This is a genomic window from Kocuria atrinae C3-8 (assembly GCF_000286355.1).
Classification (GTDB): domain Bacteria; phylum Actinomycetota; class Actinomycetes; order Actinomycetales; family Micrococcaceae; genus Kocuria; species Kocuria atrinae_A.
Genome location: NZ_AJXN01000054.1, coordinates 14966 through 27652, shown reverse-complemented (window position 1 = coordinate 27652; position 12687 = coordinate 14966). Strand labels below are relative to the sequence as shown.

The following is a 12687-nucleotide window of genomic DNA, read 5'->3' as shown; positions in this document are numbered from 1 at the left end:
GGGGCTATTGTCCTCTCAAATGATCGACCCAAGATCGGGCCTGAATAAATGCGGCATCCGAGTGCTGCTTGGCAACCTCGATGACTCGCTGATCTGCTCGCGGGTAGGAACCCAGGAATCGGGTGCGCGGACACATGCGCCGAACGCCCATCAGCGCATCTGCCACGCGGTCGTCCTGGATGTGGCCATCGACATCCACACTGAAGAAGTAGTCACCCAGGTGGCTTCCGGTGGGCCGGGATTCAATGCGGGACAGGTTCACCCCGCGAGTGGCGAACTGCTCAAGGATTTCCATGAGCGCGCCGGCACGATCTTGCCACAGCGGAATCACCACGGAGGTCTTGTCCGCGCCGGTGGGCGGGGGCATGGTTGCGTCCGGCCTGGCCACCAGGATGAAACGCGTGACGGCGTTCTTGTTGTCGCCGATGTTCTCGGCGACAACGGTGAGCTCCGGGTGTCGGTCGACGACGACGGGCGAACACACGCCCGCGTCGTAGGGAACCCCGTCCGAGATGGTGCCCCCGTGGCCATCGAGAAACGCCACGGCTGAGGCAGCGGTGGACGGGGCCGGGACATATTCCACACCTGGAATATTCTGTTCGACCCAACCTCGAATCTGTGCCCAGGCGTGGCTGTGCGTGGAGATGGAGCGGATCTGATCCAACGCCAACTCCCCCGGTGCCACCAGGGTGAACTGAATCGGGACCAGGATCTCCTGGAGGATGCGCAGCTCGGCGCCCGAGGCGACGTCGTCCAGCGTTGCCGTCACGCCACCCTCGACCGAGTTCTCAATGGGGACCACCGCGGCATCCACGGCACCCTCACGAACGGCCGCGAGCGCTGACGGAACGGAAGCCATGGGAATCCGCTCGGATTCGCGGGCTCCGGGGACCTGCATGAGAGCGGCCTCGGTGAAGGTGCCCTCCGGGCCCAGAAAAGCGATCCGACGCGGGCGTGGCCCCGCGTCCGCAGAGGGACCCGAGGCCACGCCGGAAACTGCCGCGTTCACAGGACGCGGGGAGTTTCGCCGTTTTCGGAAACCAGGGGCTTGTCGGCATCCGCCCACGCGCCCATGCCACCCAGCACGTTCACGGGATCGAACCCGTACTGCGCGAGGTAGGCGGTGGCCTTCAGCGAGCGGCCGCCGGATCGGCAGATGACGTAGACATCTTCATCCACCGGAACCTCGCCGGTGCGCTCGGCCAGCTGGGACAGCGGCAGGTGCTGAGCGCCGTCGATGTGGCCGGCATCCCATTCGTCCTGCTCGCGGACGTCCAGGACGGGTGCGCCCTGGGGAATGTCCTCAACGGACGCGGACGGCAGATTGTTCACGTTGTCCATGGTTCCTCCGAACTCAGAAGCGGAAAATTGATCCGCCTCCACCTTAACGCTGGACCGGGTCCAGGGGCTCTTCTTCGTGCGACGCGAACGGGCCGAGATCAGGCAGACCGTTCTTGGCCACACTGCGCTTGGACGCGCTGAAGCCAATGGTGGTGCCCACCACGATCACCACGCCGGCGATCAGGCTGTAGTACCAGTGCGGGTTGCTGAAATCGAACATGATGTACAGCGCCACAATGATGAGGAACGCCAAGCAGATGTAGTTGGTGACCGGAGCGCCGGGCATGCGGAAATTGACGGCATGCGCTTCGCCACGGGCTACCTTGCGGCGGTAGCCGATGTGCGAGACGAAGATCGAGATCCAGCCGAACAGGATGAACACCGCGCATGCGCTCAACACGACCTCGAATGCGGAAGCAGCACCCAGTGCGTAAATCAGGATGATGCCCAACAGGTAGAAACCGAGCAGGCAGATCAGTGCACCGGAGGGCACACCGCGCTTGGACACCGTGGCCGTGACGCGGGGCGCCTGACCGTGGGCTGCGAGGTTACGAAGCAGACGCACGCACGCGTAGAGGGTTGCATTCACGCCAGAAATAGCGGCGGTCAACACCACGAAGTTCATGATGCCCGCGAGCGCCGGGATGTTCAGCGAGCCCAGTGCGGTCACGAACGGTGACTCGTTGCCCGAGTACTGCTGGGTGGGCAACAGCATGGACAGCACCAGGATGGAGCCGATGTAGAACAGTGCAATACGCAGTACCACGGAGTTGATGGCGCGGGGCATGGAGCGCTCGGGGTCCTTGGCTTCACCAGCGGAGACGCCCACGATCTCAATGGCGGAGTACGAGAAGACCACACCGGACATCACGACCACCAGGGCCAGGACGCCACTCGTTGCGAAACCCTCCGACCACAGGTTGGAAACAGAAGCCACGGTGGGGGCATTGAAGATGTCACCGGCAACCACCAGGATGATGCCCGCAATCAGGAACAACAGGATGGCCAGCACCTTGATCATGGCGGCCCAGGTCTCGATGAAGCCGTAGAGCTTCACGCTGAGCAGGTTACAGCTGACTATCACGAGTGCCGCGACCAGGGACGGGATCCAGCCCGGGATCTCCGGCCACCAGAACTGCACGTACACGGCGAGCGCCGCAATCTCGCCCACGCCGGCCACTGCGGCCAGCACCACGTAGATCCAACCGGTCATGTAAGCGAAGCGGTCGGAGACGAACTCTCGGGCGTAAGACACCCACGCGCCGGTGGTGGGCCGGTAGATCACCATTTCGCCCAGTGCTCGCATGAGCAGGTAGACGACCACGGAGACGACCAGGTAGGACAGCACCAGGCCGGCCCGGCGGTGGCCAGACGTTGCCCGATTCCGAGGAACAGGCCCACACCGATGGCGCCGCCAATGGCGATCATCTGGATCTGGAAGTTACCGAGGGACTTCTTGTACCCCTCGTCACCCCGATCCTCGTACGTGGGCATGGGCCCTGTGGCGGGCTCTTTCGGGTCGAATGGCATGACATTCTCCTGTTCGTGGGGTGAACCACCCACCTGATGCGTCAATCAGTAATGCTCACGAGACGGACCCCCACCACGCACCGCCGGTAGTTGCTCACTGAGGGTAGTTCTGAAATCGGCGTGCAACGAACATTTCGGTTCATTTGCCCGAGTGAGTCGAAATGCGTCATATTGCGCCCGCGAAGAGCAATAAATGGCAGACAAGTGACACGTGCTGTTGACGAGAGGCGATGTAACGGTCCACGCTGACCACCAATCGGCCGGTGTGAGACGGTTAGTCACGATGCCGCTTCTGGTGGATTCCACCATCGATCGCACGAGTAAAGGACGGTAAGAGACTTCATGACTCTCGACGTGATCTTCACCAACGGCACCATTCACACCCAGGATCCTGAGCACCCCACGGCTCACAGTTTGGGTGTTCACCAGGGGAAGGTCGTGAGCCTGGACGACGAGCTGCCCACCGATCTCTTCGAGCGCGTGGTGGATCTCAAGGGTGCCGCCGTGGTCCCCGGGTTCAACGACGCTCACTGCCACCTGAGCTTCTTGGGCGAGTCGCTGGTTCAGCTGGACCTGCGCCCGTCCGCCATTTCCACCGTGGACGACCTGATCGGCGCCGTGCGCGATGCCGCCGCAGACGCCGAGCCCGGCGAATGGATCCTGGGTCAGGGCTACGACCAGAATTATCTGGACGGCGCGCATCCCACCGCGGTAGCCCTGGACGAGGTCGCCCCGGACAATCCCGTGTGGCTGTGGCACAACTCGCGTCACATGGCCGTGGTCAACAGCAAGGCCTTCGAAATCGCCGGTTACCCCGGCCGCAAGGGCTTCGAGGTTCCGGAGGGTGGCGAGGTCCCGCTCGACGAGGACGGCGCCGCGCAGGGCCTGCTCTCGGAGACGGCCCGCGGCCTGGTCCAGGAAGTACTGCCCGCCAAGACCACCGAGGACGTTGCCGATCAGATTGCAGCCGCCTGCGACGCCGCTCTGGCCGCCGGCATCACGTCCATCACCGAACCGGGTTTGGGCTCTCCCGCGAACATCGGTCAGTCCTTCACGGATATCGCCGCCTACCAGCTGACCAAGGACCAGGGTCGGCTGCGCTTGCGCGCCACCGTGATGCCTTATCTGACCACGCTGCACCCCATCGATCCCAGCGGCAAGGACGTTGCCAATGAGTTCCCGGATGAGGATCAGCCCTTCGGTCTGGACTTGGGAATCCGCTCCGGCATGGGTGACGACTGGTTCCAGATCGGCGCCGTCAAGGTACTGTCGGACGGCTCTCTGATCGGCCGTTCCGCGTTCATGACCGAGGGCTACGCCGCTGATGCAGAAGAGGGCGTGGAGAACGTCGGCTTCCTGCAGTTCCCACAGGAATGGTTGGAACGCCGCCTGATCGCGGCGCACAAGAACGGCTGGCAGCTTGCCGTGCACGCCATCGGCGACGGCGCCGTGGACGTGGTGCTGGACATCATCGAGAAGGCACAGCAAGAATTCCCCCGCGAGGACGCCCGCCACCGTATCGAGCACTTCGGTGTCGCCAGCGACGAGCAAGTGGCCCGTTCGGCGGCTCTCGGAGTGGTTCCCGTGCCCCAGGGGCGGTTCGTGAACGAGCTCGGCGACGGTATGGCCAAGGCGCTGGGCGAGAAGCGCACCCGCCTGTGCTACCGCATGAAGTCCCTCATCGACGCGGGCATGGTGGCCCCCGCCTCCACGGACGCACCCGTGGTGGAGTACCCGCCGCTGTACAACATTCACGACATGGTCAACCGCCGCACGGCATCCGGCGCCCAGTTCGTTCCGGAAGAATGCATCACCGTGGACCAGGCCGTGAACGCCTACACCGTGGGCAGCGCGTACGCGTCCCACCAGGACGACTTCAAGGGCACCTTGAGCGCGGGCAAACTTGCGGACTTCGTGGTGCTCTCCGATGACATTTATGACATCGACCCGCAGACCATCAAGGACGTGCAAGTCACGGCCACGATTGTGGGTGGGGAAATTATGCACGGAAACCTGTAACCACCCGACAAATCATTCAGCGCGTCACCATTTATTCAAGTTAACGACCATTCTTCCGGCTCCCGGCGAGTCCGGTGCCTAACCAGGAGGTACTAATGACCAAACAGTCAGCCGGCCATCTCATTGTCGAGTCGCTCAAGCGCCACGGCGTGGAACGCGTGTTCTCCGTGCCCGGTGAGAGCTACCTGGACGTACTCGATGGCCTCTACAACTCGGGTATCGAGAACGTGGTGTGCCGCCAGGAGGGCGCGCCCTGTACATGGCGGAGGCAGTGGGCAAGGCCACCGGTGAGCCCGGTGTCGCATGGTGACCCGCGGTCCCGGTGCATCCAACGCATTCGTTGGTGTCCACCTCGCATGGCAGGACTCCACTCCCCTGGTGCTATTCGTGGGCCTGATCCCGTTCGAGCACCGCATGAAGGAAGCCTTCCAGGAGTTCGACCCGTACGCGTGGTTCGGCACCCAGACCAAGCGCGTGTTCGTCCTCGACGAGGCCGAGCGCGCGTCCGAGGTCGTGGCCGAGGCATTCTTTGCCGCTACTTCCGGCCGCCCCGGTCCCGTGGTGGTCGGTCTCCCCGAGGACGTCATCACCGAAATGGTGGACCGCCCCGTGGTGCCGCGCATCCCCGTGACCGAGGGTTCCGTGAGCAACGAGGAGATCAACGACCTCAAGGCGGCCTTCGCCAAGGCCGAGCGTCCGGCAATGCTGCTCGGCGGTCCCCGCTGGACCGCGGAGGCCTCCAAGCAGGTCACCGCATTCGCCGAGAAGAACGGCATTCCGGTCATTACCGATTGGCGCGCCGCTGACCGTATCCCCGGCAACTCTTCCGTCAACGCGGGCGAGGTGGGTTATGGTCGCACCGAGGAGTCCTTGGCTGTCCTCAAGGACGCCGATCTGCTGCTCCTCGTGGGCGGCACCCTCTCCGACGTTCCGACGGAGAGCTTCACCGTTCGCCAGAACCCCGATGACGTCAACTGGATCGTCAACATCGACGCTTCCTTGCGCCAGCACTCGGGCGCGGTGACTCGTCAGATCCTGGCTTCCCCGGTGGCCTTCGGTCAGGCCGTGCAGATCTGGACCTGGGCGAGCACCCGGACTGGACGTCGTGGCGCGAACCCGCCGTGGAAGCGCACCGCAAGGTCTCGCAGATCCCGGACAACACCGGCACCAACGCGGAGGGCACCGCTGACATGACCCTGGTCATGGAAGAGGTCCTCAAGCACATGCCGGAGGACACCCAGATCACGTTCGGTTCCGGTAACCACACCGCGTGGGGTCACCGCTACTTCCCGAACTCCTTCTACCCGTCCCAGTTCTCGGTGCGTAACGGCACCATGGGCTATTCGGTTCCCGCCGCCGTAGCGCTGTCGTTGGAGGACAAGGATCGCTTTGTCTTCTCGATCGCCGGCGACGGTGAGTTCCTCATGAACAGCCAGGAACTGGCCACGGCAAAGCAGTTCGGGGCGCACCCGCTGATCCTGGTCATGGACAACTCCCAGTTCGGCACCATCCGTTCCCACCAGGAAGCCCACTACCCGGGCCGCATCTCCGGAACGCAGCTGGCGAACCCGGACTTCGGCGTGCTGGGCGAGGGGTACGGCGGGTACGGAGCCCGCTTGGACAACAACGACGACATTGAGCGCGTCATCTCCGAGGCCATGAAGGCCACGCAGGAGGATCGCATCCCCGCCGTGGTGCACGTGGTGGTCGACCGCTCCAAGGTCATGCCGGGCATGTAATAACAGCCCGCTCGGTGTGTGGTGGCGGAATTTCCGCCGCCACACACCGTTTTCAGTCGGCACTAGCCGAGCATCGAATTATTTCGAGGAGGTATTGGCATGAGTCAAGAATTTACTATTGAGGACTGCGCCGCCGGAGTACGGAACGCCAAGCCCTCCGAGGTCCGTAAGGTTTTCGCAATGTCCGCCAAGCCGGGCATGATTTCCTTCGCGTCGGGTATGCCGGAGCTCAGCTCCCTGCCCATGGATTCGCTGGCGGACATCACTGAGGACCTGATGCGCAACCGCGGCATGGAGGTCATGCAGTACGGCGCTTCCACCGGCACGGATCACCTCAAGGCCCAGATCATCGAACTCATGAAGCTCGAGGGCATCGAGAACGCCAAGCCAGAGGACATCATTGTCACCACCGGTTCGCAGTGCGGTCTGGACATCCTGACCCGCGTGCTGATCGATCCGGAAGACGTGATTCTGGCGGAAGCACCGTCCTATTCGGGTGCCATGGCCGTGTTCACCGGCGCCCAGGCCAACGTGGTGCACGTTGGCGCTGACCACGAGGGCCTGATTCCCGAGGAACTCGAGAAGACCGTGGAGGAGCTCAAGGCGCAGGGTCGCCGCATCAAGTTCCTGTACACGATCCCGAGCTTCCAGAACCCGGGCGGCACCATGATGCCGCAGGAGCGCCGTGACCGCGTGCGCGAGATCTGCGACGCCAACCACATCCTGATCGCCGAGGACAACCCCTACGGTCTGCTGGGCTTCGAGGGCCAGGTGGGCCGCGCCATGCGCGCCGACGACGACAACGTGGTTTACCTGGGATCCTTCTCCAAGATGTTTGCCCCCGGTTTGCGCGTGGGTTGGACGCTGGCGCCCAGCTCGCTGTCCAAGATCCTTGGCCTGCAGGCAGAGGCCGCCGTGCTGAACCCCTCCGTGTTCGGCCAGGAATTGGTCGCCGAGTACCTGGAGAAGACCGACTGGCAGGCTGTGCTGAACCAGTACCGCGAGCTGTACGGTAAGCGCGCCCAGGCACTGATGGACGTCTTCGACGAGTTCATGCCCGAGGGCGTGACCTGGACCCGCCCCGAGGGCGGTTTCTACTCGTGGATCACCCTGCCCGAGTCCGTGGACTCCTACGAGCTGTGCATGACCTGCATCGACCGCGGTGTGGTGTTCGTACCGGGCACCGCGTTCTACACGGACGGCCGTGGCACGCACGAGGCCCGCGTCTCGTTCTGCCACCCCACCGAGGAGGACATCCGCAAGGGTGCAGAGATCTTCGCCACCGCACTGAAGGAAGCCATCAGCGGCTGATTTCCCTCGCGTAGCGCTCATGACGACGGCGCCGCACCCCGGAAACGGGGCGCGGCGTCGTCGTATTTCTGTTAGCAAATCCCCAGGTCACTGACTTCTGTAATGTCCACAAGAACCCCTAGGCCAGGCGAGGCACGGGTATTGCAACCGCAGGCGTTCAACAATGTTCGGACTGTTCCACAATACAAAGATCCACTCCATGAATCCGGCCGCCGGCTGGACTCCGCAAAACGCCTGGCACGCCTCGGACACTCCCCACCCGGACGCCATTTTGACCTCCCATGACCGCATCGTGGCGGTGGGTGATTATCAGGAACTCAAGGATCTGGCCCCGCTGGGCACCGAGCACACCGACATGGAAAACCGTTCGGTGCTGCCCGGGCTGGGCGATGCGCACATTCACTCCGCCATCTACGCACGCTCCCTGTTCGAGCCGGACATGCGCAATTGCCGGTCCTTGGAAGAGGCCTTGGACGTGCTGAAGCCGTACGTGGCGAAAGCTCGCGAGGATGAGAGCATCACGTGGATCTTCGGTGGGCAGTGGAACGTCCATATTTGGGACAAGCCCGTGGTGCCGGATCGCAAGGCGCTGGATTCTGTCAGCCCGGACATCCCCGTGGCGCTGGGGTCCATGGACTGGCACACCCTGTGGCTCAATTCCAAGGCTCTCGAAGAACTCGGCCTGGACCGCGACGTGCCTAACCCAAACGGCGGAACGTACGTTCGTGACGAGCACGGTGAACTGACCGGTATTCTGCGCGAGGCCGCAGCCATCCCGGTACGCGACGGTCTCATGCAGTCGGACGTCTCGGGCCATATCGACGACATGCTCCCGCACGGGCAGCGTGAACTGCTCAAGCGCGGCATCACTTCGATCCACGACATCGACGGGGCAGACTGTCTGTACGCGTACCAGAAGATCCGCGAGCGCGGTGAGCTGGACATCCGAATCCACAAGGTGCTCCGGCAGGAACAGATCCTGGACTTCATCAGCCGCGGCATTCGCACGGGATCCGGCGACGAGTGGATTTCCATTGGCCCGCTCAAACTCTTCACGGACGGCGCCCTGGGTTCCCACACCGCACACATGTCGGAGCCGTGGCCCGGCACCCACGACCACGGGGTGGCCGTGATCTCCCGTGAGGAGCTGGACCATTGGACCCATAAGGCGGCAGCGGCGGGCATTGCCAGCGCCGTGCACGCCGTGGGTGACCAGGCCGTCACCGATGTCTTGGACTCGTTCGAGGCCAACCGAACGATCGCCCAGGTCTTCGGGCTGCGCCAGCGCGTGGAGCACGCTCAGTACATCAAACGCGATGACATCCTGAGGTTCCAGCGATTAGGGGTGACCGCTTCCATGCAGCCCCTGCACTGCCCCGAGGAGATCCCCATGAACGACTTTGTGGAGGGCCGGGATATGGTGGCCTACGGGTGGAACAGTCTGCGTGCTGCGGGAACCCCCATGGCTTTCGGCTCGGACGGGCCGGTGGTGGACCCCAACCCGTTCTTCGGGATTCACGCCGCTGTATGTCGTTCGGAACCGGAGAAGCCCGCCAATCGCTGGCAACCGGAGGAGAGCATCGGTCTACCGGAGGCACTTTATTACTACACCCACGCGGTAGCCCGCGCCTCCTATGAGGAGAACCTCAAGGGGTGCCTGGCACCGGGCATGCTCGCGGACTTCATCGCGGTGGACCGAGATGTGTTTGCGGAAGACGCCCAAGCGGTCAAGGACACCGTGTCGAAGCCACCGTGGTGGGTGCGCAGATCCGTTATCAGCGTGAACGGTAAAGGGGACAAGGAGCCTGCGCCAGTCCACCGGTTGCTTCGATAGGATCGGAGGTCAGCCCTTGTCCGCCCCGCACCGGTTCGCATCGAGGAGTCCCACGGATGTTTCGCCTGTTCCATAACGCCAAAGTCCACGCCATGAACCCGGCCACGGGGTGGACTCCGCAGGCCACCTGGCACTCTCACGACATGCCTCACCCGGATGCCATCCTCACCTCGGACGACCGCATCGTGGCCGTGGGCGACTATCGGAGGCTCAAGGACATGGCTCCGTTGGGTACGGAGCGCACGAGCCTCGAGGGTAAGTACGTGTTGCCGGGCATGGGTGACGGACACATTCATTCGGCCATTTACTCACGCTCCATCACGGAACCCGATATGCGTTTCTGCGGCTCGTTGCAGGAGGCCCTGGACCTGCTGAAGCCGTTCGTGGAGAAGGCGCGGCAGGATGAGTCCCAGACCTGGATCTTCGGCGGACAGTGGAACGCCAACGGCTGGGACGTTCCGGTGTTCCCGGACAAGCACAGCCTGGATAGCATCTGCCCGGACATCCCCATGGCCCTGGGTTCCCTGGACTGGCACACGCTGTGGCTCAACTCCAAGGCGCTGGAGACTCTGGGTTTGGACCGCAACGTCAAGGACCCGGACGGCGGCACCTACGAGCGGGACGAGCACGGTGAGCTCACCGGCATCATCCGGGAAGCGGCGGGCATCCCCATCCGCGATGGCCTGATGCAGTCGGATGTCTCCGGCAACATCGACGATTACCTGCCCGTGGGCCAGCGAGAACTGCTCAAGCGCGGTATCACCTCCATCCACGACATCGACGGCGCGGACTGCCTCTTTGCCTATCAGAAACTGCGGGAACGCGGTGAGCTGGATATCCGCGTGCACAAGGTGCTGCGGCAGGAACAGATTCTCGATTTCATCAGTCGCGGTATTCGCACCGCATCGGGCGATGAGTGGATTTCAATGGGTCCGCTCAAGCTCTTCGCGGACGGCGCTCTGGGCTCCCACACTTGCCACATGTCGGATCCGTGGCCGGGCACCCAGGACCATGGGATGGCCGTGACTACTCGGGACGAATTGGATCATTGGATCCACCTGGCGGCGAGCGCCGGCATTGCCACCGCGGTTCACGCCATCGGTGACCAGGCCGCGACCGAGGTGCTCGACGCGTTCGAGACTCATCAGGCCATTTCACGGGTCTTCGGCCTGCGCCAGCGCATCGAGCACGCGCAGTACATCAAACGCAGCGACATCGCCCGATTCCGTCAACTGGGTGTCACGGCCTCTATGCAGCCCATGCACTGCACGGCTGACATCCCCATGAACGATTTCCTGGAGGATCGCGACCTGATCGCGTACGGCTGGAACAGCCTGCGGGCGGCAGGTGCGGAACTCGTCTTCGGTTCGGATGCACCCGTGGAGGATCCCAATCCGTTCCAGGGCATTCACGCGGCCATCACGCGGACTCGTGACGGGGATGCCGTGGACGGTTGGCAGCCACAGGAAATCCTTCCCCGTGCGGAGGCCGTGTACTACTACACCCACGCCGTGGCGCGCGCCTCCTACGAGGAGAACCTCAAGGGGTGCCTGGCACCGGGCATGCTCGCGGACTTCGTGGTCGTGGACCGGGACGTCTTCGCGGAGGACGATCGCGCGATCAAGGACACCGTGGTCGAGTCCACCGTGGTGGGGGCTCAGATCCGCTACCAGCGCGAGGACTGAACCACTTCCGGTTGTTCTCGAACGCCCCACCTCGACGCCGCCCCGGCACCTTGGTAGGTGCCGGGGCGGCGTCGTCGGCGAACCCGTCGTGGAGACGGGACAGGCCGCAGAAGGTTAGCTCAGGTGCAGCTCGGGCGAAACGAACTTCTTACCCACGTGACCCTCCGTGCCCAGGACCCATCCCATGCGCTTGATGGGCCGCAGGGACACCACCGTCTCCTGGGTCTCGATGCCGGACACCGCGGACTGGATGGCCCGTTCGGCCTCGAGGATCTCCCCCACCGAGCCCAACCACATGACGACCATCAGGTTCGCACGCCCGGTGATGGACGTGACCACGCGGGTACGAGGGTCGTGCGAGAGCGCTTCCGCCGCCGTTTCGTGCAGATTCGCGTCCAGGCGCGTGAACCACTGCGCCGTGATGGGCGATGCGGAGACCCGCTGGATCAAATCGCACCGGATGGACAACATCCCAGAAGCGAGCACCTTGTGCAGATACCGGCGGGCGGTGGCCGGGTGCAGGCCGGTGGTGCGAGCGATTTCCGCCGCGCTAGCGCGACCGTCGAGCATGAGCGCTTCGATCACGGGACGCTGATCCTCGCCCAGCGGCGTGCTGCTCACGGGCAGAGACTCCTGCTCAGCCTTCACCCAGGCCTGCGCGGCGGCCCGCTGCTCATCGCTGAGCCTGTCCAGACGCCACTTGTCACCGGCACGGTGGAGCTTGGTGGAGATCATGTTGTGGATCTTCACGATGCCCTGAACGCGGGAGATTTTCTCCTCGATGATGCGCGAGAGCGACTGCAGATCCCGACTGACCACGGTGAGACCGAGGTCCGGTTCTCGGCCGAAAGCCTCAACCGAAAGCACCTCCGGCATGGCCACGAGCTCTTTGACCACGTGGTCCCACTGCTGGGCGTCGCAGGAGATCTCCTGGAAGGACAACAGATTGCGGGGATCGTTGAGATTGACCTGGGCCGTGATCCAGGCTGCGCCGGAGCTGCGCAGTTTCTCCCAGCGTCCGGCCAGGGTGGTGGGGTGTGCGTCCAGAATCTCGGCGGCTTCACCCCAGGTGATTCTGGGTGCCCACTGCAGCAGGCTGATGAGCTCCAAGTCCTGGTCGGACAGCTCAGTCTTGGACTGGCCGTTGCTTGCCATGGATCTCCCTTAGATGTGTGTGGTGGCCGATACATGATTGTACAAAGTCAGGGTGATGACCCTGGGTCTGTGG

At 63.6% G+C, this 12687-nt stretch carries 7 protein-coding genes and 2 pseudogenes; 5 read left to right on the top strand and 4 right to left on the bottom strand.

What is annotated here, in order from left to right:
• Positions 1-4 precede the first annotated feature (4 nt).
• The 3 genes and pseudogenes from pheA to YO9_RS0106910 form a co-directional block, all read right to left on the bottom strand.
• On the bottom strand, positions 5-1009 hold the full coding sequence (gene pheA, locus YO9_RS0106920) for a prephenate dehydratase (protein ID WP_016996816.1): 1005 nt from the start codon (positions 1007-1009) through the stop codon (positions 5-7).
• Complete coding sequence (locus tag YO9_RS0106915) at positions 1006-1341, bottom strand: rhodanese-like domain-containing protein (RefSeq protein WP_031272826.1); 336 nt, start codon at positions 1339-1341, stop codon at positions 1006-1008. The genes pheA and YO9_RS0106915 overlap by 4 nt, the downstream gene beginning before the upstream one ends.
• A gap of 43 nt (positions 1342-1384) precedes the next feature.
• Positions 1385-2769: pseudogene (locus YO9_RS0106910) on the bottom strand (amino acid permease).
• 444 nt (positions 2770-3213) lie between these two features.
• Between YO9_RS0106910 and YO9_RS0106905 the strand changes: the two are divergent.
• The 5 genes and pseudogenes from YO9_RS0106905 to YO9_RS0106880 all read left to right on the top strand — a co-directional run bounded on the left by YO9_RS0106905 (position 3214) and on the right by YO9_RS0106880 (position 11459).
• Positions 3214-4890: an amidohydrolase gene (locus YO9_RS0106905; RefSeq protein WP_016996813.1), complete on the top strand. Its 1677-nt coding sequence runs from the start codon at positions 3214-3216 to the stop codon at positions 4888-4890.
• Between the two features lie 95 nt (positions 4891-4985).
• Positions 4986-6629: pseudogene (locus YO9_RS21875) on the top strand (thiamine pyrophosphate-binding protein).
• 99 nt (positions 6630-6728) lie between these two features.
• Positions 6729-7940, top strand: coding sequence for an aminotransferase-like domain-containing protein (locus tag YO9_RS0106890; protein ID WP_129700716.1), 1212 nt, complete (start codon positions 6729-6731; stop codon positions 7938-7940).
• A gap of 199 nt (positions 7941-8139) precedes the next feature.
• Positions 8140-9774 (top strand): amidohydrolase, encoded by a 1635-nt coding sequence (locus tag YO9_RS0106885; protein WP_223286232.1) that lies wholly within the window; start codon positions 8140-8142, stop codon positions 9772-9774.
• Positions 9775-9830: 56 nt separating this feature from the next.
• Entirely contained in the window at positions 9831-11459 is a 1629-nt protein-coding gene (locus tag YO9_RS0106880) for an amidohydrolase (RefSeq protein ID WP_016996810.1), read from the top strand.
• Positions 11460-11573: 114 nt separating this feature from the next.
• Here the strand turns inward: YO9_RS0106880 and YO9_RS0106875 are convergent, their stop codons facing one another.
• A complete protein-coding gene (locus YO9_RS0106875) occupies positions 11574-12614 on the bottom strand; it encodes an Lrp/AsnC family transcriptional regulator (protein ID WP_016996809.1) in 1041 nt (346 codons plus the stop codon).
• Between the last annotated feature and the right edge of the window lie 73 nt (positions 12615-12687).